The organism is Vreelandella sp. 21 (assembly GCF_050995515.1).
In the GTDB taxonomy this organism is placed as follows: Bacteria; Pseudomonadota; Gammaproteobacteria; order Pseudomonadales; family Halomonadaceae; genus Vreelandella; species Vreelandella alkaliphila.
Window position 1 is genome coordinate 2,315,826 of sequence record NZ_CP194673.1, and the last position, 22,606, is coordinate 2,338,431.

Annotated in this window: 22 protein-coding genes and 1 other RNA gene; 4 read left to right on the forward strand and 19 right to left on the reverse strand. The window is 51.4% G+C overall.

Annotated elements, in window-relative coordinates:
- Positions 1–25: 25 nt before the first annotated feature.
- From ACN06F_RS10885 to rsmI, 14 genes are all read right to left on the reverse strand, one after another.
- Positions 26–739, reverse strand: coding sequence for a cell division protein FtsQ/DivIB (locus tag ACN06F_RS10885; protein ID WP_038485394.1), 714 nt, complete (start codon positions 737–739; stop codon positions 26–28).
- The gene (locus ACN06F_RS10890) at positions 736–1,677 is read right to left on the reverse strand and encodes a D-alanine--D-alanine ligase (protein ID WP_038485397.1); all 942 of its coding nucleotides are present in this window, start codon (positions 1,675–1,677) and stop codon (positions 736–738) included. Before ACN06F_RS10890 ends, ACN06F_RS10885 begins: the two co-directional genes overlap by 4 nt.
- Positions 1,674–3,086 carry a UDP-N-acetylmuramate--L-alanine ligase gene (gene murC, locus ACN06F_RS10895; protein WP_095603312.1) on the reverse strand — a complete coding sequence of 471 codons (1,413 nt, stop codon included), beginning with the start codon at positions 3,084–3,086 and terminating at the stop codon, positions 1,674–1,676. Before murC ends, ACN06F_RS10890 begins: the two co-directional genes overlap by 4 nt.
- 53 nt (positions 3,087–3,139) lie before the next feature.
- Entirely contained in the window at positions 3,140–4,237 is a 1,098-nt protein-coding gene (murG, locus tag ACN06F_RS10900) for an undecaprenyldiphospho-muramoylpentapeptide beta-N-acetylglucosaminyltransferase (RefSeq protein WP_084183740.1), read from the reverse strand.
- 18 nt (positions 4,238–4,255) lie between these two features.
- A complete protein-coding gene (ftsW, locus tag ACN06F_RS10905; protein WP_095603158.1) occupies positions 4,256–5,437 on the reverse strand; it encodes a putative lipid II flippase FtsW in 1,182 nt (393 codons plus the stop codon).
- A complete protein-coding gene (gene murD, locus ACN06F_RS10910) occupies positions 5,434–6,828 on the reverse strand; it encodes a UDP-N-acetylmuramoyl-L-alanine--D-glutamate ligase (protein ID WP_198349276.1) in 1,395 nt (464 codons plus the stop codon). The genes ftsW and murD overlap by 4 nt, the downstream gene beginning before the upstream one ends.
- A gap of 59 nt (positions 6,829–6,887) precedes the next feature.
- Complete coding sequence (gene mraY, locus ACN06F_RS10915) at positions 6,888–7,970, reverse strand: phospho-N-acetylmuramoyl-pentapeptide-transferase (RefSeq protein ID WP_038485409.1); 1,083 nt, start codon at positions 7,968–7,970, stop codon at positions 6,888–6,890.
- Between the two features lie 9 nt (positions 7,971–7,979).
- Positions 7,980–9,338: a UDP-N-acetylmuramoyl-tripeptide--D-alanyl-D-alanine ligase gene (locus ACN06F_RS10920; protein WP_433923898.1), complete on the reverse strand. Its 1,359-nt coding sequence runs from the start codon at positions 9,336–9,338 to the stop codon at positions 7,980–7,982.
- Positions 9,338–10,831 carry a UDP-N-acetylmuramoyl-L-alanyl-D-glutamate--2,6-diaminopimelate ligase gene (locus ACN06F_RS10925; RefSeq protein ID WP_231657114.1) on the reverse strand — a complete coding sequence of 498 codons (1,494 nt, stop codon included), beginning with the start codon at positions 10,829–10,831 and terminating at the stop codon, positions 9,338–9,340. The genes ACN06F_RS10920 and ACN06F_RS10925 overlap by 1 nt, the downstream gene beginning before the upstream one ends.
- Before the next feature lie 14 nt (positions 10,832–10,845).
- Positions 10,846–12,552 carry a peptidoglycan D,D-transpeptidase FtsI family protein gene (locus ACN06F_RS10930; RefSeq protein WP_038485418.1) on the reverse strand — a complete coding sequence of 569 codons (1,707 nt, stop codon included), beginning with the start codon at positions 12,550–12,552 and terminating at the stop codon, positions 10,846–10,848.
- The gene (gene ftsL, locus ACN06F_RS10935; protein ID WP_038485421.1) at positions 12,549–12,884 is read right to left on the reverse strand and encodes a cell division protein FtsL; all 336 of its coding nucleotides are present in this window, start codon (positions 12,882–12,884) and stop codon (positions 12,549–12,551) included. The genes ACN06F_RS10930 and ftsL overlap by 4 nt, the downstream gene beginning before the upstream one ends.
- Positions 12,885–12,886: 2 nt before the next feature.
- On the reverse strand, positions 12,887–13,843 hold the full coding sequence (rsmH, locus tag ACN06F_RS10940) for a 16S rRNA (cytosine(1402)-N(4))-methyltransferase RsmH (protein WP_038485424.1): 957 nt from the start codon (positions 13,841–13,843) through the stop codon (positions 12,887–12,889).
- A 52-nt stretch (positions 13,844–13,895) separates the two neighbouring features.
- An RNA gene (rnpB, locus tag ACN06F_RS10945) (RNase P RNA component class A) lies at positions 13,896–14,256 on the reverse strand.
- A gap of 32 nt (positions 14,257–14,288) precedes the next feature.
- A complete protein-coding gene (gene rsmI / locus ACN06F_RS10950) occupies positions 14,289–15,146 on the reverse strand; it encodes a 16S rRNA (cytidine(1402)-2'-O)-methyltransferase (RefSeq protein ID WP_198349128.1) in 858 nt (285 codons plus the stop codon).
- 113 nt (positions 15,147–15,259) lie between these two features.
- On the opposite strand from rsmI, the gene ACN06F_RS10955 reads away from it, so the two are divergent.
- The 4 genes from ACN06F_RS10955 (at position 15,260) to ACN06F_RS10970 (ending at position 18,439) form a co-directional block, all read left to right on the forward strand.
- The gene (locus ACN06F_RS10955; RefSeq protein WP_433923899.1) at positions 15,260–16,765 is read left to right on the forward strand and encodes a penicillin-binding protein activator; all 1,506 of its coding nucleotides are present in this window, start codon (positions 15,260–15,262) and stop codon (positions 16,763–16,765) included.
- Positions 16,755–17,144: a YraN family protein gene (locus ACN06F_RS10960; RefSeq protein ID WP_038485433.1), complete on the forward strand. Its 390-nt coding sequence runs from the start codon at positions 16,755–16,757 to the stop codon at positions 17,142–17,144. Before ACN06F_RS10955 ends, ACN06F_RS10960 begins: the two co-directional genes overlap by 11 nt.
- 22 nt (positions 17,145–17,166) lie before the next feature.
- Positions 17,167–17,760: a phosphoheptose isomerase gene (locus ACN06F_RS10965; RefSeq protein WP_038485436.1), complete on the forward strand. Its 594-nt coding sequence runs from the start codon at positions 17,167–17,169 to the stop codon at positions 17,758–17,760.
- A 106-nt stretch (positions 17,761–17,866) separates the two neighbouring features.
- Positions 17,867–18,439, forward strand: coding sequence for a BON domain-containing protein (locus ACN06F_RS10970; protein WP_038485439.1), 573 nt, complete (start codon positions 17,867–17,869; stop codon positions 18,437–18,439).
- A 130-nt stretch (positions 18,440–18,569) separates the two neighbouring features.
- Here ACN06F_RS10970 and ACN06F_RS10975 read toward each other — a convergent pair whose 3' ends face one another.
- The 5 genes from ACN06F_RS10975 to petA form a co-directional block, all read right to left on the reverse strand.
- Positions 18,570–19,058, reverse strand: coding sequence for a ClpXP protease specificity-enhancing factor (locus ACN06F_RS10975; protein WP_253485522.1), 489 nt, complete (start codon positions 19,056–19,058; stop codon positions 18,570–18,572).
- Between the two features lie 62 nt (positions 19,059–19,120).
- Positions 19,121–19,747: a stringent starvation protein SspA gene (sspA, locus tag ACN06F_RS10980; RefSeq protein ID WP_038485445.1), complete on the reverse strand. Its 627-nt coding sequence runs from the start codon at positions 19,745–19,747 to the stop codon at positions 19,121–19,123.
- A gap of 150 nt (positions 19,748–19,897) precedes the next feature.
- On the reverse strand, positions 19,898–20,665 hold the full coding sequence (locus ACN06F_RS10985; RefSeq protein ID WP_433923900.1) for a cytochrome c1: 768 nt from the start codon (positions 20,663–20,665) through the stop codon (positions 19,898–19,900).
- Positions 20,665–21,924: a cytochrome b gene (locus tag ACN06F_RS10990; RefSeq protein WP_038485451.1), complete on the reverse strand. Its 1,260-nt coding sequence runs from the start codon at positions 21,922–21,924 to the stop codon at positions 20,665–20,667. Before ACN06F_RS10990 ends, ACN06F_RS10985 begins: the two co-directional genes overlap by 1 nt.
- Positions 21,924–22,523 carry a ubiquinol-cytochrome c reductase iron-sulfur subunit gene (gene petA / locus ACN06F_RS10995; protein WP_038485454.1) on the reverse strand — a complete coding sequence of 200 codons (600 nt, stop codon included), beginning with the start codon at positions 22,521–22,523 and terminating at the stop codon, positions 21,924–21,926. The genes ACN06F_RS10990 and petA overlap by 1 nt, the downstream gene beginning before the upstream one ends.
- Between the last annotated feature and the right edge of the window lie 83 nt (positions 22,524–22,606).

A 22,606-nucleotide genomic window follows, 5' to 3' on the forward strand; every position in this document is an offset into this window, starting at 1 on the left:
CTTTTTGCACATTGTAAGTCGCTTGTTACTCATTCTCTTCTGCAAAGTCACTTTCTCCGTGCCAGGCAACTGCAACACCATTGGGGTAACGCAAATCGATATAGCGAATATGTTCCCCAACCTGAGCAAGCTCACGCTGCCACGATGCCGACAAACGAGCTAGTCGGATTTCATGCTGACGTCTTCCTAACATTACCCAGGCACCATTGCTTAACTGGAGCCGCCATGCACCACGGGGCTCTAAGCGCAATTGAGAAAGTGACAACGATAATCCCTGGAAATGAGGCGTTAAGCGGCGATAATAGGTAAGCACCTCTTCACCACTTCCCGTCGGCCCAGCCAAATCAGGAAGCCCTTGAGGCACGCCTAGTGGCGCAAACGCAAACGACTCACCTTTGGGGTTAAGTAGAAAATCATCGTTCCAGCGGGCCACTGGCGTTTGCTCTACCAGCTCAAATACAAGTGCATTTGGCCACTCTCTGGAAATTCTAACCTCATTCAGCCAGCCAATTCTCAACGCACGCCTACGCAACTCACCTAAATCTGCCGAGAGCCAAGTTGCCTCTTGAACGAGCGGCGCTAGCTGAGTACGGAGGTAATCAGCACTCACATACTCCCACTCGCCACGAATAGACACACGCTCAATAGGCTTATCTAACCATAGCCATAAGGCACGCCCACCAGCACCGAGCAACAGTGTCAGCAATATGAGGCCTAACCACGCATTACGCTTCTTCATGAGCAGCTGCGTTGAACCGCAGTATTCAATATACTCAACACCAACTGATCAAACTCTATGCCCGCATGCGCTGCCGCTTGAGGCACTAAACTATGATCCGTCATTCCTGGCACAGTATTAACTTCAATGAGCCAAAACTTGCCCATCGCATCGCGCATCACATCTACACGCCCCCAGCCTTCGCCACCTACAGCATCAAACGCTTTCTTGCATAGCTCCGCCAAGGCCTGCTCATCACTAGATGCTAAGCCACTGGGCAGGTGATACTGAGTAGTGTTAGCAATGTATTTCGCTTCGTAATCATAAAAACCGCCTGGGACTTCGACACGAATTGCCGGCAACACGTCATTACCAAGCAGAGCAACGGTATACTCTTCACCTACAATGAACCGCTCAGCCATAACACGGGCGTCATAGTTCGCCGCCTCGTGATAAGCAGCTTCTAATGCTTCCTGGCTTTTAACGATACTAATCCCCAGCGTGGAACCTTCGTGAACAGGCTTTACCATCATTGGTAAACCTAATTGCGACACCACCATAGACCAATCAGATGTGTCGCTGAGCATGATGCTTTCAGGTGTGGGTAACCCTACAGCCTGCCAAACCTGCTTCGTACGCTGCTTATCCATTCCTAACGCTGACGCCAGCACCCCACTGCCGGTGTAAGGCAGCCCTAAAAGCTCTAGCGCTCCCTGCAGCGTACCATCTTCACCACCACGACCATGAAGAGCCACAAAAACAGCCGTTGGGGCAAGGCGTTCTAGCCCTACCAAACCCTCTTCTTTTGGATCGTAGCCAATGGCATCGATACCTTGACGCTTTAATGCGTCAAGCACAGCTGCACCGCTTTTAAGCGACACTTCGCGCTCTGCTGAAGTACCGCCATAAACAACAACAACGCGTGCCAAGGGGTCATTCAATGACATTGCTGTACTCATAGCTCTACCTTATCTAGCGCCAACTTGGCTTGCGCGAAACGCAGCGAAATACCACCCACATCACCGGCACCTTGAGTAATAAAGATATCCCCAGGGCGCAGAAGTTTGCTTAACAGTGCAGGTAGCTCCTGTTTATGCTCAACGAACACTGGATCGACTTCTCCTCGCTGACGAATAGACCCAGCAAGGGTGCGGCCTTCGGCGCCTGGAATCACGGCTTCCCCAGCGCTATAAACATCCAATAGAACGAGCGTATCCACTTGAGAAAGCACACGAACAAAATCTTCATAAAGATCGCGGGTGCGACTGTAGCGATGCGGCTGGTACAACATGACCAGTCGACGATCCGGCCAACCTGCACGAACCGCCTGAATGACCATGTCAACTTCACGGGGATGGTGCCCATAATCGTCGACTAACATGATCTCGCCATCAGCCTTGGGGGCGCTGAAGTGGCCATGCACTTGAAAACGGCGCCCTACACCAGCAAAACTTGCAAGCCCACGAAGAATGGCATCGTCGCTGACCCCAGCATCCGTTGCTACAACAATCGCCGCCATAGCGTTTAACGCATTATGGCGACCAGGCATTGCTAGCCGAATAGCTAATGGAGCAGCTTCCCCAGGACGCACTGCGGTGAACGAGACTTCACCGCCTTGCTGAGTGAAGTCCACAATGCGGTAATCAGCATCTTCATCGAAACCGTAGGTGACAAACTGACGCTTCACCTGATCACGCATCGACCGAATGTTAGCGTCATCAATACACAGCACTGCCAGCCCGTAAAACGGCAAATTATGCAGAAACTCGATGAATGTGCTTTTTAAGCGCTCAAAATCCCCACCATAGGTCGCCATATGGTCTGCATCTATGTTCGTCACAATAGAGACCATTGGCTGAAGATGAAGAAAAGACGCATCCGATTCATCAGCCTCAGCGACTAGATAATCACCCTCCCCCAACCGAGCGTTAGCGCCAGCACTGGTGAGTTTTCCACCAATCACAAAGGTGGGATCCAATCCGCCTTCCGCCAGCAGCGTTGCCGTCAAACTGGTTGTAGTCGTCTTGCCATGGGTTCCTGCGACAGCAATACCATGGCGAAAGCGCATTAGTTCGGCCAGCATTTCAGCACGCCTAACCACGGGCACACGATGCTCATGAGCCCAACGGATTTCAGGATTTGTTGCATCAATGGCGCTGGAGACAACCACGACGTCAGCGCCTACCACATTCTCTTCAGCATGACCGATAGCAACGTTAACGCCACACTGACGAAGGCGCTCAACAACATTCGATGCCTTCATATCGCTACCGCTGACGCTGTAACCCTGATTCGCGAGCACCTCCGCGATTCCACACATACCTGCGCCACCGATACCAACAAAGTGCAAACGCTTAATACGGCGCATACCAGGGCCGCTTGGACGGACACCTGAGTGCAACGTATTATTAATAGAGTCGGTCACGCAGTCTCTCCTTGTTTAACCAGCGCTAAACATCCCTTTGTAAGACGCTCAGTCGCCTCTAAGCAAGCCGCTTGGCGGGCTTTAGAAGCCATATCTGACAAAACGCTCGGGACTAATAGCTCATCTAAATAGTGTGTTAATCGCTCGGGGGTCAGTTCAGACTGTGTGACACAAAGTGCCGCCCCGGCCTTTACTAAAACGCCAGCATTGACTCGCTGATGATCATCAACAGCAAATGGAAACGGCACTAGCAAGGCGGGCTTTGCAGCTGCGGCAAGCTCTGCCACTGTTAGCGCTCCGGCACGGCAAACGACTAAATCTGCCCACTTATACGCAGCCGCCATATCGTCAATAAAAGGAGTGACATCTGCCACAATTCCATGCTCGACGTAGGCGCTTGCCGTCGCCACATCTCGGTCTTTGCCCGCTTGATGGCGAACATCAGGGCGTCGCTCTGGAGGCAAGCCCGCCAACCCGGGCGGTAAACGTTCATTCAATGCGACCGCCCCTAGCGAGCCACCAACAACTAATAACCGCAGCGGACGAACGGCCAGTTCAGAATCACTTCTTGGATGCTCACCCAGTGCAGCAATATCTTCTCGCACCGGATTGCCAATCACTTCTGCCTTGTCACCAAAAGCCTCGGCAAACGCCGCGTAAGTGCGTGTCGCCAATTTCGAGAGCACTTTATTGGTCAGCCCAGCAATAGCATTTTGTTCATGTATCACTAATGGCACCCTGGAAAGCCACGCCGCCAGCCCACCAGGGCCACTGGCAAAGCCACCTAACCCAACCACCACATCAGGATTGAAGCGGCGAATTACCTTTCGCGCTTGCAGTACGGCTTGGGAAAGGTTCAGCGGTGCCTTCAGCCAGCCAGCTACTCCTTTGCCACGCAGACCGCTTATGTCGATGGTATGAAGCGTAATACCTGCTTCTGGCACTAGGCGATTTTCGATCCCTCTTGGGCTTCCCAGCCATTCAACGTCGACATTGTGGGCTTTGAGCGAACGTGCTAATGAAAGCGCCGGAATAACATGACCTCCGGTACCTCCCGCCATAATTAAAATGCGTCGACGTGCGTTCGTCGTCACAAACAACTCCTTGAGTAGTTACGGTAACCGAGGTTCATGGCGTGACTTATAGGGTGTTGATACACGACGCGGACGGTGACGCGTCTCTGCATCTACGCGCAACAACAAGCCAATCATCATACCGGTTACCAATAAACTTGAACCGCCATAGCTAATCAACGGCAATGTTAGCCCTTTCGTTGGCAACAGCCCCGAGCTTACCGCCATATTGATAAATGCCTGAGCTGCGATAACGAAACCTATGCCATAGCTGACATAGGCACCAAATAAATGGCCTGCCAATTCTGCGCGACGACCAATCAACATCGCCCTGGTAATGAGCAAGGTAAATAGTAGTACAACGAGAATGGCCCCTATCATGCCAAGCTCTTCTGCGATGACAGCAAAAATAAAGTCTGTGTGAGCTTCAGGCAGGTAGTGAAGTTTTTGCACACTATTACCTAAACCAGTACCGGTCACATGCCCACGACCGAAAGCAATCAGCGCCTGGGTAAGCTGATAGCCAGTCGCAAACTGATCAGCCCAGGGGTCCAAAAAGCTCGTCCAGCGCGCTAAGCGGTAAGGCTCCATAACGACCATCATGACGGCACCAACAGCCAATACGCCACCACTACCAAATAGCAAGGTAAGTGAAGCGCCGCTCATCATTAACATACCAATAACGCACACGGTATATACCACCATGCCGCCAAAATCGGGAGCAAGAAAAAGCAGCCCTGCCGGAATGGCAAGCACCGCTAAAGGTCGCCACATACTTAATGCACGTTGGCGCAGATCATAGGTAAAGCGAGACATGAAGGCGGCCATGTAAAAAATCAAACCGATTTTTCCAAGCTCCGAAACTTGCAGGCTCGGTAAGGGGCCAGGCAGTGAAATCCAGCGTTTGCTGCCGTTAACTTCCTGACCAATCACGAGCACCAGCACTAGCATGATAATGCTCACTAGCAAAATTAGCGCTGCGTTTTGCCGCCATGCTTCCAAAGGAACACACAGCATAAAAAAACAAGCCAATATAGCCAGGAGTAGAAAAATGCCATGCTGCCGAGAGTAGTGATAGCTGTTTTCCAGCAGACCTACCGATGCTGAACTTACCATCACCCAGCCTAACCCAGCTAACGCTACGGCGGCGGCGATCAACCACACATCGGAGGGTAAATGTCGCGTTGTCAAAGTATCGCGGATACGCTGTACTCGGCTCATAACCTCTCTCCTGAGTGATTATGCTGTTTATGCTTTTGCTCAACCCAATCCCGAAAGGCATCGCCTCTCGCTTGGTAATTAACAAACTGATCTAGGCTTGCGCAGGCGGGTGACAGCAATACACAGTCGCCGGGCTCAGCTATTTCCCAGGCCACTTCCATAGCTTGAGTTAAATCGTGTACTAGATGCACTGGAACAGCAGATGACAAAGCGGCTTCAAGACGGAGTGCGTCAGCGCCAAATAGCACCGCAGTTTTGGCACACTCTGCTAATGGCATTGCCAGGGGGGTAAAATCAGCACCTTTACCGACACCACCGGCCAATAATATTACTTTCCCTGTCAGCGACGCGCTAATGCCTTGAATCGCGGCTAGCGTAGCGCCAACGTTAGTGCCTTTTGAATCATTCACCCACATAACGCCATTGATACGAGCGATAACTTCACTACGATGGGGCAGCCCCTTAAAAGCAGTTAATGCTTGGCACATCGGTGCTTTTGCGAAGCCCAACGCCTTACCCATTGCCAATGCTGCTAGTGCATTGGCATAGTTATGTCGCCCTGCCATATTGAGAGCTTCTGTGCTAAGCCAAGCAGTATCACCTTGGAACAGCGTTAACTCGCCACCTTTTTCAACTACTCCCCAGTCATTAGCTGCGGGTGCGAAGGCCGTAAAACGCTCTACATGATCAACAGGCGACTCTGGCCAAGTGAGCGCGTCATCCGCGTTGACAATGACTGATTGTGCACCGCGAAAAATACGCTGCTTAGCGCGGCGGTAACCCACCATATCTCCATGACGATCTAAATGATCTTCACAGAGGTTTAAAAAAGCAGCCGCTTTAGCACCCAAATGAGGCGTTGTTTCCAGCTGAAAACTTGAGAGTTCAAGGATGTAAAGCTCGGCATCTGGGTATTCAGCTAATAAATCCAATGCAGCCGTACCCAAATTGCCACCCACCGCAGCTTTAACACCAGCAACTCTAGCCATCTCGCCGAGTAACGTCGTAACAGTTGACTTGGCATTAGAGCCAGTAATAGCGGCGACCGGCGCATTCACCGCGCGAACAAACAAAGCAATCTCACCTACCAGCACGGGCTCCCCCGTTGCTGGATTATAACGCTCTAGCAAGCCATCAAGCCCTGGCGAATGAGGATCTACACCAGGGCTGACAACCACTTCGTAGGCATCTGTAAAATCAAGCGCCGTTAACGGACCACAATAAACCTCAACATTGGGGTTCTCGTTCTGAAAAGCGTGTAGCCCCGGAGGTTCTGCTCGCGTATCTGCTACCATAAATGGCACGCCTTGACGCGCCAAATGCCGACAAATAGCTTGCCCAGAAATCCCCAGGCCAATAACAACGGTGACTCCATTTGCGACTCGCACGATGACCGGCTCCTTTGTGCATCACGCTAATAGTGGCAACACTGCCGCTATTACTTTGCTAATCATCGAACTTTAAGCGTAGCCAACCCTAACAGCACCAGTACGACGGTAATAATCCAGAAACGCACAATTACCCGCGGCTCAGGCCAACCTTTCAGCTCGTAGTGGTGATGCAACGGCGCCATACGGAAAATACGCCGACCGGTAAGCTTATAAGAGCCAACTTGAAGAATCACCGAGACCGTTTCAAGCACAAAGATACCGCCCATAATAAACAGCACAATTTCTTGGCGCACTATAACGGCGACAACGCCTAGTGCGGCACCTAGCGCCAGCGCCCCTACATCTCCCATAAACACCTGAGCGGGATAAGTGTTGAACCACAAAAAACCCAGGCCCGCACCAGCAATAGTGGCACAGAAAACAGCCAACTCGCCGGTGCCATGAATAAAAGGAATATGTAAATAGTTGGCAAACACAGCATTCCCACTTGCATAGGCAAATACGGACAAGCCCATTGCCACCAGTACAGTGGGCATGATCGCCAGGCCATCAAGACCATCCGTGAGATTGACTGCGTTAGAGCTGCCAACGATCACAAAATAGGTCAACACGATATAGAACACGCCAAGCGGCAACGCGACATCTTTAAACATCGGGATCAATAAGCTAGTTTCAGCCGGTGTGGCGGCCGTGAGATAAAGCACCAAAGCAGCGCCAATACCCACCACCGACTGCCAGAAATACTTCCAACGAGCGGGTAATCCACGCGGGTTCTTTTCGACAACCTTGCGATAATCGTCGACCCAGCCAATAGCCCCGAAACCTAATGTGACCAGTAGCACCACCCAAACATAATGATTGGTCAAATCGCCCCAGACCAGCGTACTGATAGCAATAGCCAACAATATCATTGCCCCACCCATAGTGGGCGTACCTGCTTTAGACAAATGAGATTGAGGGCCATCATCACGAATCGCTTGGCCAATCTGGCCCTCCACTAACCGGCGTATAACCCAGGGCCCAAGCCACAGGCATAGCATAAGGGCCGTTAGCGCTGCGAGAATGACACGTAAGGTTAAATAGTTAAAAACTTGGAAAGCAGACTGATATTGGGCTAGAAAATTCGCCAAGTGAAGTAACATGAACGGCGCTTACCTTGTTTCATCCGCACGTAGCGCAGCAATGACATTTTCCATGCCTGCACTACGCGATCCTTTCACCAGCAGTGTGGTGTTAGGCGGCAGAGTATTAATAACATGACGCACTAGCGTCTCGTGGTCGTCAAAATGCAGCCCGCGACCGAAGGCTTCACTTGCTGAACGGGCAGCATCACCAAAAGTCAGCAATGTATCGATACCCAGTGACGCAGCGTAATGACCGATCTCAGCATGTAGGGCATGAGACTCGCTACCCAACTCCCCCATTGCGCCAAGCGCGCACCAGCGCGGTGTAGGAAAGTTCGCTAACGCATCCAACGCCGCTTTCACAGCACCAGGATTTGCGTTGTACGTGTCGTCTAACAACGTCGTATTGCGCACACCGGGGACGATGCTTAACCTACCAGATAATGAGGACAATTCGCATAGCCCCGTCACTACTTGCTCTGGTGTAACGCCTAATGCGAGAGCCGCTGCAGCAGCCGCCAAAGCATTACTCACATTATGTTTACCAATCAAGGGCAGTTGGACGTCGCCCAGCACTTGGCCACGCTCAACAAGCGTAAAAGCATACCGCCCCAAAGAGTCGCACGAAAGTGCGGACGCGTGAACGTCCGCATCGCCATGTAAGCCGTAGCTTACAACTTTCTTGCTTCCCGCACAGGCTGACCAAAATTCAAAGTAATAGTCATCGCGATTTAGCACCGCAATACCATCTTCAACTAGCCCGGTTAATATTTCGCTTTTGGCTTGGGCAATTTGCCCCATACCGCCAAACTCTCCGACATGTGCGCCTGTTACATTGGTAATGATGGCGACATTAGGGGAGGTCAACTGGCTGGTCCAGGCAATTTCGCCCAAATGGTTAGCCCCTAGTTCAATCACACCTACCTGATGGTGCGTTGCTAAACGCAGCAATGTCAGCGGCGCACCAATGTCATTGTTTAAGTTGCCCACCGTAGCAAGCACACCGCCTAATGGAGAAAGTAGCGCAGCCGTCATCTCTTTAACGGTTGTTTTACCGCTGTTGCCGGTGACAGCCACCAGCGGCAGTTTACAATGTTCACGCCAAGCCCGCGCCAGCAGGCCAAGGCCCAAACGCGTGTCTGCGCATACTAGCTGAGGAAGCAAACTGCTTACCGGGCGCTCAACCAGAGCAGCTGCAGCGCCTTTCTCAAGCGCCTGCTCAATAAAATCATGGCCATCAAAACGTGGCCCCCTCAAAGCCACAAACAGACACCCAGGCACAATATGACGCGTATCGGTAATTACCGCTGTGACCGACAACTCGCATAAAGTTTGCGGGACAGAAAGCTTTAGTGCTGAGGCAATACTAGCTAACGACCAGTTCATCACATGGCAGCCCTAAATTTGAAGGCTTTAATCACTTGTTCGCTATCTTGATAGTCATGACGCACGTTACCGATGTGCTGATAGGCCTCATGACCTTTTCCAGCCACCAAGATAACGTCCTGGGTATCAGCATGCTGAACCGCATGACAAATTGCCTGACTACGATCACCTATTTCCGTAAAGGCAGCCGCAGCAGAAAAGCCCGAAATAATTTGTTGGCGAATTTGCTCGGCAGACTCCGTACGCGGATTATCGTCAGTAACGATCACGTGGTCAGCTCGCTGCTCTGCTACAGCAGCCATTTCAGCTCGCTTTCCCGTATCACGCTCACCACCACAACCGAACAGACACCATAGTTTTCCAGCGCTCCCTAAATGCTCTTTCAGCGCTTCAAGAGCATTAGCTAATGCATCCGGCGTGTGGGCATAATCGATAACAACGCTGGGCGCATCAACCTCGCGATATAACGCCATACGCCCAGGCACTGGGCTCAACTCAGTTGCCGACTCAAACAACTGATCTAAAGGCTCGCCCAACCCATAAAGTACACTAATGGCTAACAGCACATTGTCTAGGTTAAACCGCCCCATCAAACCGAGATTAAGCGTTTTTTCACCTTCCGGCGTAGCAACAAGAGCCTGTTGACCATATTCATGGGGATGCCAACCAATCACGCGCAGCGTCACTGCTTCATCGTCGCCTACTGCCAAAACACGCACACGGCTATCGCAGCCTGCCAGCATTAGCCGCGCAAGTGGATCATCTGCATTGACGACCGCAAGTACAAGCTCAGAACGCCGGAACAACTTTGCTTTTGCAGCGGCATAAGCCGCCATACTGCCATGGTAATCAAGGTGATCTCGCGTCAGGTTGGTGAATACGCCTGCGGCGACGTTCACTGCGTCTAAACGGCGTTGCTCAAGGGCATGCGAAGACGCTTCAAGCGCCACACGCTTCACTCCTTGGTTAGCTAAATCAGCCAAGGTTTCTTGCATTGCCAATGAACCAGGCGTAGTAAGGCCTGTGTCGACCAATTGGCCAAGGCGACCAACACCCAATGTCCCGATCACTCCAGCAGGCTTGCCAAGCAATTCGCTTAACGCTGCTATGTAATGGGTAACAGAGCTTTTCCCATTGGTGCCCGTCACCCCAATCACCTGGAGGTCTTCGGGAACAGAAAACAGTGTGCGACCTAGCTCACCAAGTCGCATAGACAGATGCGGCAAATAAAGTATTTGCCCGTCCAGAGAAACACCACCTTCTTTCGTGTGCGCCAAAACGAGTGATGCACCTGCCGCCAATGCTTGGTCAACAAACTCATAACCATCACGCTGACTACCAGGAATAGCCACAAATACATCGCCCATCGCTAACTTACGCGTATCCGTCACTAAGCGAAGCTGCTCTGGTAATTTAGGCAACTCCTCAGGTAATACAGCGTTAGGCCAAACCTGCTTTAGCGCAACCCATAGACTCTCTGGGGACAACCTCATGCAATCTCCTTATGCTACTCGACCTCGTGATCGGGCGGCACGTCCAGCAAACGTAGGGCATTACCTGTAACGCTAGAAAACACCGGAGCAGCCACTGCTCCACCATAAAATTGGCCAGCGCGAGGGTGATCAATCATAACGACGGTAACAATACGCGGGTCGGAAATAGGCGCAATCCCCGCAAAAACACTGCGGTAAGCATCAGTGGTATAACCTTGCTGCCCTATTTTACGCACCGTGCCTGTTTTCCCCCCCACACGATAGCCTTCAACGCGCGCTCGGCGACCACCGGTATAGGCGGCGACCGACGTTTCTAAAATATTCAGCAAATCATTGGCCACTGTGGGCGATATAGCAGGACTCCCCTGAGGAGGCTCAGAAAGCCTCAACAGCGAGGGCGGCAAACGCACGCCATTATTGGCTAGCGCAGTGTAAGCACTGGCCAATTGAACCGCTGAAACAGAGAGACCGTAACCATAGGAGAGCGTCGCTCGTTCACTTCGAGACCAGCGAACTGGCGCTGGCAAACTGCCTGTCGCCTCACCAGGAAAGCCGGTTCCCGGTGCTTGTCCAAGACCTAGCTGATTGTATTTTTCCCAAATGGCCGTATCGCTTAGCTGTAGCGCTAAACGAGACATACCAACGTTTGAAGATTTTTCTAGAATCCCCGCTAAATCTAAATCGCCATAATTACGGAAGTCTCGAATAGTGAACTGATCCAGGCGCATCCAGCCAGGCGAGGTGTCAACGATAGCATCACGATCTACAACACCACTTTCCAGTATTGCAGCCATTGCCAAAGGCTTCATAACAGACCCTGGTTCAAACACATCAACCAGTGCCTGGTTGCGTAAACCTCGCGGATCTAACCCAGCGCGGTTATTCGGGTTGTAAGAAGGCAAGTTAGCCATTGCTAACACTTCCCCTGTGCGCGCATCGAGCATTACTAACACTCCACCGTCCGCCTCATGCTCAGCGACAGCAGCGCGCAATTCACGGTAGGCCATATATTGAATACGCTGATCAATCGCCAACGTTAACTCACCGCCAGGTTGCGCTTCACGGATAACTCCGAGCTCACGAACTAAACGACCTCGTCGATCTTTTATGACTCGGCGTTGTCCAGGATGCCCCGCTAAGTAAGGCTGATAGGAGAGCTCTAGCCCCTCTTGCCCCACATCATCCACATTGGTAACACCCAGCAACTGCGCCGCCACTTCACCGGCTGGATAATAACGCTTGTATTCACGCTGCTGATAAACACCAGGCGTGCGTAAATCCAGTATGCGCTGGGCCGCATCGGGCGTCATTTGACGACGAAGGTACATAAATTCTCGACTGCTATATCGAGAGACACGGGATTCAAAGTCATCGAGCGACATGCCTAAAGCTTGCGCCAGCATTACTCGCTGAATGGCATCGGTAGGTAGCTCTTGAGGATTCGCCCAAAGTGTTACAACAGGCGTAGAAATAGCCAGAGGTTCACCATTACGATCAGTGATCATACCGCGGTGTGCGGGTATTGCCTCATGGCGAAGCGTACGGGCATCGCCCTGGCTCTGTAAAAACGGGCGATCAATTACCTGAAGCAGCGTAATCCTGCCGACTAAAATGGCTGACGCAAGCATTACAATAATGAGAATAAATAAAAAGCGTCCGCCAGCTAATGGCGGCGCAATAGGCATTTGACGGGATATCCCTCCCCGACTTTCGCGCTTCATGGTCGAATCACCTCGACATCATTCACATCGGGAATGCGCATTTCAAGCCGTTCCGTAGCAATTTGCTCTACACGGGCTGGAGTAGACCACGCCCCCTCTTCCAATAGCAGCTGCCCCCACTCGGTTTGCAGCTGATTTTTTTCCTGCTCTAACTGCTGTAGCTGCGCATACTGCACTCGCGTCATATGCGTGGTGGCAACCACTAAACCACCGGTCACGACACACGCCAAGAACAGCACGATAAGGATAACCGGCCAAGCTCGAAAACGTAGCTTGAAAGGCCATTCGGTGCGCAGCGTTGACGCCCAACGCTCTATCCGATCCATGCTCATGATCACACTCGTTTACGGGCGGCCCGCATGACGGCACTGCGCGCCCGAGGGTTAGCTTCCACCTCTTCATCACTTGGGCGTATTCCTTTACCCAAGGCTTCAAGACGGCGATTTAGCTGATCATCGCGAATAGGCACGCCTCGTGGCAAGTGCGTATCACCCCGCACATGGTGACGAATGAAGCGTTTTACACGACGATCTTCAAGCGAGTGGAAGCTAATCACAACCAGATGCCCACCAGGAGCCAGCACTTCCAATGCCCCCTCAAGCGCTGCATCCAGTTGATCGAGCTCACCATTTAAATAAATACGCAGCCCCTGAAACGCTTTGGTCGCTGGGTGACGACCCTTTTCCCAAGCAGGGTGAGCCTCTTTTAACACCTCGGCCAAGTCAACAGTATGCGTAAAAGGCTTTTCCACACGTCGAGTAACAACGGCTCGTGCCAAGCGCTTTGCGTAACGCTCTTCACCATAGGTTTTAAACACATTGGCAATATCATTTTCGCTAGCACGGGCTAAAAACGCAGCGGCACTCTCTCCTTGAGTAGGATCCATACGCATATCAAGAGGACCGTTGCGCATAAAGCTAAAGCCTCGCTCTGGATCATCTAACTGCGGGGAAGAAACACCAATATCTAGCAATACACCTGAAAGCTTTCCGTAAACCCCTTGCTCTTGTGCATATTCAACTAACCGAGCGAACTCTCGCTGCGTTATGTCGAAACGAGGATCATCGATATCTTTAGCGGCTGCTATTGCTTGAGGATCACGATCCATGGCCATTAAACGACCTTGTTCGCTCAAGCGCGAAAGAATGACGCGGGAGTGCCCGCCTCGCCCAAACGTACCGTCTAAATAAATACCATCGGGATTATGAACAAGTGTATCTACCGCCCCTTCTAATAAGACGCTGGTGTGGCGAAAATGGGAAGTAACCTGGTCAGCGTCAGGAGAAGGCATGTTAATCTCACACAGTGTTAAGAAAGGTGCGAACGGCGCACCTTTTATGGAAATGGGGAGTCGGCCGATAAGCCGGGTTCTGTCGTGGACAGTCATTCCTCTAGGCGCTGCGTCACCACAGCGCTCAAGCAACCTACCCGGATCCAGCGCGGGCCACGCCATTGGATCCCTATTTGGTCTTGCTCCGAGTGGGGTTTACCATGCCACGCACTGTTGCCAGGCGCGCGGTGCGCTCTTACCGCACCCTTTCACCCTTACCGGCCTCGAAAGGCTTAGGCGGTCTACTCTCTGCTGCACTTTCCGTCGACTTACGCCGCCCAGGCGTTACCTGGCACTCTGCCCTATGGAGCCCGGACTTTCCTCCCCCAACACACTTTTACAAGTGTGTTAGCGGCGACTGTCTGGCCAACTCCGGCGGCAAGCATACCAGCGCCCCGCCGTCGCCTCAATGCCCACCTTTCAATGCTTGCAATCTTGCGTACCACTCCTGCTTTCGGCCGCCTAGCATTTTTGCAGCAACGGCTGCCCCCTGCTTGACGCCAACCCCCTCTGCTAGCATGGCTTTAAGCAACTCATCAGCAGCAATAGATTGCTCATCGCTTTGAACAACGGGCGGCGCCCCAGCGATCATTACGACAAACTCTCCACGACCTTGGTTAGGGTCTTGCCTAAGCTGATCCAGCAATGATGACGGCGAGCCCTGCAAAAAAGTCTCATACGTTTTGGTCAATTCTCGCGCCAGAACAACCGCTCGCTCAGGCATTTGTTCACATAACGATTCGAGCGTGTGCTCAATACGGTGAGGTGACTCGTAAAAAACCAGCGTTTCTTCTCGACACTGCCATTTTTCAAGCGCTTGCCGTCGCGCACTTGGCTTAGATGGCAAAAACCCACCAAATGTAAACTTATCAGTCGGCAACCCAGCCGCTGAAAGTGCACTGACCAGCGCACAAGGCCCAGGAAGCGGCACAATCTGCCTACCCCGCAATCGCAACTCTCTTACCAACACGAACCCCGGATCACATATAAGCGGCGTCCCCGCATCACTAATTAGGGCAACATTTTCCCCCGCCATTAAGTAACTATCCAGCGTATCGACTCGCCGTGCTTCATTATGCTCATGCAATGAGAGCATCGGCTTATTAATGCCTAGATGCGCCAACAAGCGGCCGCTGTGGCGTGTATCCTCCGCAGCAATACGTGATACCTCCGCTAATACCCGAGCAGCGCGTGGCGATAAGTCTTCCAAATTCCCAATTGGTGTTGCAACCACGTACAATATACCCGGATGCTGGTGTGTCATCGTGACTCCCGATTTGTTAATAGCCTGCACTGACGGTGCGCCATGCTTGTGCAATGGTAAATTTATCTGCTCATTGAGCGACGGCAGCGCAAATGGAAACTAAGGAAGGATACATGAAACAGTCAATACGTGGATTACTAGCCACTGCCTTCATGGCGCTTCTGATTACAGGGTGCGCTATGCAATCCCCAAGTGTGGTTGACCGCGTCCCTGACCAGGATGCCAGCCGACTACTTAGTCAAGCTGAGCAGCAAGCACCTGAGCAAGCTGCCAAGACGCGACTGGAAGCGGCTAATATCCTTGCTAGACAAGGGCAACGCGAAAATGCTTTTGACGCAGCCGATGCGGTTGATGAAAACATGCTTTCAGAATCGGATCGGGTGCGCTGGGCAATGCTTTTCTCTGAACTTGCTCGTGGCATGGACAACCCCCGCGCGGTCCTGCGCGCGACCCAGGTGCTTGACGACGAACTCCCCATGCAGGCAAACCAACAAGAAACCCTTGCAGAACGGCAGCAGTGGGCACGCCAAGCCTTGGATCAGGCTGAATATACGAAAGTATCCATACCTGAATTAGAGGGTGTCGAAATACGCCGCATAGCAGTGGCCTTACCAGAATCTGGCCCACTAAGTAGCGTGGCTAACGCTATCGCTTCTGCCATGCGCCGTCATCACGACTTGCGCGGAGATAATGTACAACTTAATTTCATCAATGCGTCTCAATATTCATTAGATGAAATTTACCAACGCGCAGAGCAGATGAATGCCCAACTTTTGATTGGCCCAATTGACAAAGGTCAAGTCACTCAACTTGAGCAGCGCAATAGTGTACCACTACCGACACTGGCTCTGAACTATGGCAACAGCGCAAGCAATCAAGCACCTCAACTCCTTCAGTACGGTTTATCCGCTGAAGATGAAGCCCGCCAAGCAGCTCGCCGAGCCTTTCAGGACGGCCATCGTCAAATGGCTATTATGGTGCCCGACAATGCCTGGGGACGCCGCGTAGGTGAAGCTTTCTGGAATGAGTGGCAAAGTCAAGGTGGTGAAATCACCAATGCCGTCCGCTACAACCCTAGCAGCGCCGTAGCTAACGCAGTCAAAACAGCCCTAAATGTCAGCGGCGATCGCGCCCGCCTAGGGAACATTGATGCACTATTCTTACTAGCACTTCCCGAGTACGCGCGCCAAGTGCCGCCGACCATGGACTACTACTACGCCCCCAACCTGCCTGTTTATGCTACCTCCCACCTTCATGAAGGGCGTCTACAGACACGTTTAGACCAAGACCTAAATGATGTGATGTTTATCGATATTCCATGGCAAATCCCTGACGCAGCAGTTGGCGGGGAAGAAGCGCTGCCCTTCTATTCGACATATGCAGAGCTTCGCAACGAGTCAGACGCGTCAATGTTCCGCCTGATGGCAATGGGCGTGGATGCTTACGAGCTTGGCATTCGCCTATCAGACTTATCAGCCCTTGACGGCATGAATGGAAGCACTGGCACTCTTCGCTTATCAGATGATGGCAGGGTTTATCGAGAACTACCGTGGGCGAAATTCCAAAATGGCGTGCCTTCACCCATTTTGATTCCCGGCCTACTGAACGATGACCAATAGTTATCAGAATCCCAATACACCGCAAACAGCACGGACGCGGGGCGCAGCCATTGAGCAATTAGCCGCTCAATGGCTGCAGCAACATGGCTTAACACTTGTCACTAGCAATCATCACGTTAAAGGTGGTGAGCTTGATCTTGTGATGAAAGACCAGGATATCCTGGTCTTTATCGAGGTCAAACATCGCACCACTACCCGTTACGGCCACCCCTTAGAGACCGTCACTGCACAGAAGCGACACCGCTTAATACGAGCAGCCAAGCTCTATATCGCTCGGCATGCTGTTTCAAGTCCGTGTCGCTTTGATATCCTAGCGATCACAGGCACGCCTCCCACGCTTGAATTCCAGTGGGAAAAAGCGGCTTTTGATGCTTACTGATACCTTTACCTAGGAAGCCCTAATGGACTTTCAATCACGCATACTTAATCACTTTAACGCCAGCATAGACACGAAGACATATGCCAGCGAAGTGCTGCCGCCTTTTATCGAAGTCGCCAGCCAAATGATGGTTCAGTGCTTAGTTAACGAAGGTAAAGTTCTCGCCTGCGGCAATGGCGGCAGCGCAGGCGATAGCCAGCACTTTTCGTCCGAGCTATTGAATCGTTTTGAGCGTGAGCGCCCAAGCCTACCCGCACTAGCACTGACAACCGATACCTCAACACTTACCTCGATCGCCAACGACTACAGTTATAATGAAGTGTTTTCCAAGCAGATCAGGGCGCTAGGCCAGCCCGGCGATGTCTTATTAGCCATTTCCACTAGCGGCAACTCAGCCAATATCGTTCAAGCCATCCAGGCGGCCCATGACCGCGATATGACGGTTGTCGCGCTGACTGGCAGAGATGGAGGCGATATGGCGTCACTACTAGGCCAGGATGACTGTGAGATTCGCGTTCCAGCAACATCCACTGCACGCATTCAAGAGGTTCACCTACTCGTCATCCACTGCTTATGTGATTTAATTGACGAACAGCTCTTTGGCGGAGTCGACTAAATAGTCAGCACAAAACAAATTAAACTGAGCAGATCAAACTGCACAGACACAATCAAACGGGTAGATTAACACCTACTGACTTTACATTTTGAAAGGAGTCATCGCCATGGTCCTACGCTATTCTTTATACAAACTGACTGCCGTTGTGACACTGAGCGTTATTTTACTTACTGGATGTGCAAATAACGCAGCATCTAACCCTTCCAATTATGGTCAGCGCAGCAGTGATGTTGAAGCCATTGACACAACTATTGAACGTGAAGCACCACGTGCACTGGAACGCTCAGATGCCCGCTTAAGGGATGCACGCATCAGGGCGCATAGCTATAACGGCTCACTACTTCTGGTAGGGCAAGTACCTAGCGAGGAACTACGCAATAAAGCAGGTGAAGTCGCCAGCTCTCTACGAGGCGTAGACCAAGTACACAACGAACTCAGTATTGCTGCAAACCTACCCGCTAGCCAACGCCTAAACGATACCTGGCTAACCACCAATGTGATGAGCCAACTCGCCACCAATGATCGCATCGACTCATCAAAACTGAAAGTCACCACCGAAAACGCGACTGTGTATCTGATGGGCATGGTGACTCGAGATGAAGGTAACCGAATTGCTAACGCGGTATCCGCGGTTGGCGGCATTCAGCGAATCGTTAAAGTCTTTGACTATATCGATTGATTAAACACACTGTCATAAAAAAACCTCGTCCTCGGCTTTTCACCGAGACGAGGTTTTTTATTCACCAACTGCTTTACTAAGAAAAACCGTCGCTCAAGAGCATAAGTTAACCACTTAGCTAAAAACCACGCTACTTAACCACGCGTAGCGTCGGCTTTTTCTTAGCCTTTTTAGTCGATAGTGCAGAAACGTCACCCTCTTTTTCAGGGACAGGCTCTGTTACCGTTAACTCAGGCTTGGACGATTCATCAAAAGCGTCTGAAAAATCGCCATCTAATTCGGCATCATCAAACTCTGCCGCATCCAGCTCTGGCTCATGCCCAAACACCATACCAGCACCATTTTCACGAGCGTAGATCGCGATAAGCGCAGGCGTAGGAATCATTACCTGCATAGGCTGGCCACCAAAGCGAGCGTTAAACCCCATGGCCTGATTTTCCATAAACAGGTCACGCACAGCGGTCGGCGCTACATTCAACACAATTTGTCCATTTTGAACAAACTGCCGCGGTACTTCCACGCCTGGCTGAGTAGCATCAACCACCACATAAGGCGTTAACTCATTATCCAACAACCACTCATAGAGAGCTCGGGCGAGATAGGGACGGCTCGATTTCATAAGACTCCCTCCTCCTGACAAATATGCCCCTTACCCGATTAAGGAGAAGAGGCAGCATGAATTCAAGCGCGCATCTCTTTTTCACGCTCGTTTAAAGATGCTTTAAACGCTTCGCGTTCGAATACCCGCGACATATAGCCCAACAGAGGCTTTACCTGCTTTTCAGGCAATTCGATATTCAGATCAGGCAAACGCCATAAAATCGGCGCTAAACAGCAGTCTACAAGCGTAAACTCCTCACTCATAAAGTAAGGCATATCTTCAAAGATAGGCGAAATCCCAATGAGGCTTTCGCGCAGTTCTTTACGCGCCTTTTCCGCTTCTTTTTTACCACCGGTGCGTATTTGCTCCAGCATTGGGCACCACTCGCGCTCAATACGATGCATCCACAAACGGCTTTGCGCCCGCGCCACCGGATAAACAGGCAGCAGAGGAGGATGAGGGAAACGCTCATCCAGATACTCCATCATGACCTTAGATTCATAAAGCACTAAGTCACGATCTAGCAGCGTAGGCACGCTGTTGTACGGGTTGAGGTCTGCTAACTCTTCAGGTGGACGCTCGTCGCTGACATCAACGATATCAACCGCCACCCCCTTTTCAGCCAGAACAATGCGCACACGATGACTAAAATGATCATCATTACCAGAGTAAAAGATCATCGACGACCGCTTGGCCACAACACCCATGAAAGCATCCTCGCATCAAAACAATCTTTGATAATAACACGCCAGCGCTAGCTTATGGGATGGTAACCCGCTTTGCATTACGACTGACTAAATAAACAAAGGGCGCACGGCTTCCGCCGTGCGCCCGACATGCCATTCATCACTTAATTATTAGTGAACATCTCGCCAGTACTCACGCTTAAGCAAGTAGGCAATCACACCAAAAATGAAAATGAAGATCAGCACTTTAGGTGCCAGCGCCTGAGCTTGAAGCTTTGAGGGTTCGCCCACATAAGCTAGGAAGTTAGTAAGATCATACATCGCTTCCTCAAACTCAGCAGGCTCCATGGAACCTGGCTGGGTCACCTGCAGAACATCACAAGACTGGTACTTACCCGACAAAGGATCGGGTGACTGACCCGCCACCGGATGATCAGTTTCTGAGCACACCAGCTCTTGTACGCCCTGCAAAGGCTCCAACACGTTAGGCATCGCAACCAGATCAAATACCGTGTTGTTAACACCGGTGGGGCGGCTCGGATCTTTGTAGAAGCCAAGCAGATAGGAGTAGATCCAATCCGCTCCACGCACACGCGTTTTTAGCGATAGATCGGGCGGCGGAGCACCAAACCAAGATTCAGCATCGCCACTATTCATTGCAATATGCATCTGATCATTAAACGCCAGATCAGAGGAGAAAATCAGATTTTCTTCAACCAAATCCTGGGGCATCCCCAGATCTTCAGCCGCACGAGCAAAGCGTTGATACTTAAGCGAATGGCATCCCATGCAGTAGTTAACATAGAGCTTCATGCCATTTTGCAGCGAGGCTTGATCATGCAGATCAGGATCCATCGAGTGCGGGACACTCGCACCACCGGCAGCCATTGCAGTTACTGGCACTAAGGCGAAAAGGAGTCCAAAAAGATACTTTTTCATTAGCCAGTCACCCTTTCCGGAACGGGTTTAGTCTTCTCCAGCTTGGTGTAGAACGGCATCAAGACAAAGAAGGCGAAATAAATCACGGTGCACGCCTGGGCTAGTAGCGTCCTGCCCTCTGTCGATGGCAACACACCCAAAACACCAAGGATGACAAAGCTGATAGCAAACAGCGTCAGCATGGTTTTCGACATCCAGCCTTTATAACGCATTGAGCGTACCGGACTACGATCCAGCCATGGAAGGACAAACAATATCGCAATTGCAGCCCCCATGAATATAACACCAAGGAACTTGGCGTCTAAGCCGAACACCGAGAAAGTAATGGCGCGAAGAATGGCATAGAAAGGCGTCATATACCAAACGGGCGCGATATGATCAGGTGTTTGTAGCGGGTTAGCTTGATCAAAGTTTGGCTTTTCAATAAAGTAGCCGCCGCCTTCTGGGAAGTAGAACACCACCACACAGAAAACGAACAGGAATACCGCAACACCCACCAAGTCTTTTACCGTGTAGTAAGGATGGAAGGGAATTCCATCTAACGGCACGCCCGCCTCATCTTTCTTCTGCTTAATATCAATACCATCAGGGTTATTTGAACCCACTTCATGCAGCGCAATAATATGCAGCACGACGAGCGCTAAAATAACAATTGGCAAAGCAACCACATGCAGTGCAAAGAAACGGTTGAGGGTAATGCCTGAAATCAGGAAGTCACCACGCACCCACTGAGCCAGATCGGGACCAATGCCAGGAATCGCTGAGAACAGCGAAATAATAACCTGAGCACCCCAGTATGACATCTGACCCCATGGCAACAAATAGCCCATAAAGGCTTCTGCCATTAGCACCAGATAAATAGTCATACCAAACACCCACACTAATTCGCGAGGCGCTTTGTAGGAACCATACAAGAGACCACGGAACATATGCAGATAGACGACAAGAAAGAAGGCAGAAGCGCCGGTGGTGTGCATATAGCGAATCAACCACCCCCACTCCACATCACGCATAATGTATTCGACAGAATCGAATGCACCTTCAGCAGAGGGGTTAAAGCTCATGGTTAACCAAACCCCGGTCAAGATTTGGTTAACCAACGCCAACAGCGCTAATGAGCCAAAGAAATACCAAAAGTTGAAGTTTTTAGGCGCGTAATATTTGGAAAGATGCTCTTGCCACATCTGAGTAGCAGGGAAGCGATCGTCTACCCAACGCATGAGGCCCTTTTCCGCCTTGGCTTTATTCGGATTACCCATTAGGCAGCCTCCTCATCTTCGCCGATGACAATAATGTCATCATTTTCAAAGCGGTAGGGTGGAACCTCAAGATTAGTCGGCGCAGGTACATTACTGAACACGCGACCGGCCAAGTCAAAGCGAGAGCCATGACATGGGCAGAAGAAACCACCCGGCCAATTATCAACCCCCACCCCTTCAGCATTCGGCTCAGGCCGGAACAGGGGCGAACAACCCAAATGCGTACAGATACCAATCAATACGCCTATTTCTGGCTTGATAGAGCGCAAGTCACCCTGGATATACGCTGGCTGCTGCGGCACCTCCGAATTAGGATCCGCTAAACTGTCGGCACCTAACGCTTCCGTTCGCTCGATCATTTCCGGCGTACGATTAATAATCCAAATCGGCCGACCACGCCACTCAACGGTCATACGCTGCCCAGGCTCAAGCTTCGATATATCAGCTTGAACAGGCGCACCTGCCGCTCTTGCCTTGGCACTAGGCTGCCAAGAAGCCACAAAGGGGACCGCAACCCCGACAGCGCCCACCGCCCCCACAACGGAGGTGGCGCCTACAAGGAAACGGCGCCGACCTTTGTTTACGCCGTTATCTGCCATTTCTGGTTTCTCCCATCAGCTTACCCGTTCCGCCGCAAAGGCGTCTTGCGACGACGAATATCAAATACGCTCTATGTTAAAAA

Bases quoted from the DNA above. Each gene is read 5' to 3' on its own strand.
- ACN06F_RS10960 (WP_038485433.1), top strand. From the start codon at position 16,755: ATGACCAATAGTTATCAGAATCCCAATACACCGCAAACAGCACGGACG.
- sspA (WP_038485445.1), bottom strand. From the start codon at position 19,747: ATGGGTGTTGTGGCCAAGCGGTCGTCGATGATCTTTTACTCTGGTAAT.
- murC (WP_095603312.1), bottom strand. From the start codon at position 3,086: ATGCGCCGTATTAAGCGTTTGCACTTTGTTGGTATCGGTGGCGCAGGT.
- ACN06F_RS10970 (WP_038485439.1), top strand. From the start codon at position 17,867: ATGGTCCTACGCTATTCTTTATACAAACTGACTGCCGTTGTGACACTG.
- ACN06F_RS10885 (WP_038485394.1), bottom strand. From the start codon at position 739: ATGAAGAAGCGTAATGCGTGGTTAGGCCTCATATTGCTGACACTGTTG.
- petA (WP_038485454.1), bottom strand. From the start codon at position 22,523: ATGGCAGATAACGGCGTAAACAAAGGTCGGCGCCGTTTCCTTGTAGGC.
- ACN06F_RS10920 (WP_433923898.1), bottom strand. From the start codon at position 9,338: ATGAACTGGTCGTTAGCTAGTATTGCCTCAGCACTAAAGCTTTCTGTC.
- ACN06F_RS10985 (WP_433923900.1), bottom strand. From the start codon at position 20,665: ATGAAAAAGTATCTTTTTGGACTCCTTTTCGCCTTAGTGCCAGTAACT.
- ftsL (WP_038485421.1), bottom strand. From the start codon at position 12,884: ATGAGCATGGATCGGATAGAGCGTTGGGCGTCAACGCTGCGCACCGAA.
- ACN06F_RS10955 (WP_433923899.1), top strand. From the start codon at position 15,260: ATGAAACAGTCAATACGTGGATTACTAGCCACTGCCTTCATGGCGCTT.
- ACN06F_RS10890 (WP_038485397.1), bottom strand. From the start codon at position 1,677: ATGAGTACAGCAATGTCATTGAATGACCCCTTGGCACGCGTTGTTGTT.
- mraY (WP_038485409.1), bottom strand. From the start codon at position 7,970: ATGTTACTTCACTTGGCGAATTTTCTAGCCCAATATCAGTCTGCTTTC.
- ACN06F_RS10925 (WP_231657114.1), bottom strand. From the start codon at position 10,831: ATGAGGTTGTCCCCAGAGAGTCTATGGGTTGCGCTAAAGCAGGTTTGG.
- rsmI (WP_198349128.1), bottom strand. From the start codon at position 15,146: ATGACACACCAGCATCCGGGTATATTGTACGTGGTTGCAACACCAATT.
- ACN06F_RS10975 (WP_253485522.1), bottom strand. From the start codon at position 19,058: ATGAAATCGAGCCGTCCCTATCTCGCCCGAGCTCTCTATGAGTGGTTG.
- ACN06F_RS10990 (WP_038485451.1), bottom strand. From the start codon at position 21,924: ATGGGTAATCCGAATAAAGCCAAGGCGGAAAAGGGCCTCATGCGTTGG.
- rsmH (WP_038485424.1), bottom strand. From the start codon at position 13,843: ATGCCTTCTCCTGACGCTGACCAGGTTACTTCCCATTTTCGCCACACC.
- ACN06F_RS10930 (WP_038485418.1), bottom strand. From the start codon at position 12,552: ATGAAGCGCGAAAGTCGGGGAGGGATATCCCGTCAAATGCCTATTGCG.
- ACN06F_RS10965 (WP_038485436.1), top strand. From the start codon at position 17,167: ATGGACTTTCAATCACGCATACTTAATCACTTTAACGCCAGCATAGAC.
- ftsW (WP_095603158.1), bottom strand. From the start codon at position 5,437: ATGAGCCGAGTACAGCGTATCCGCGATACTTTGACAACGCGACATTTA.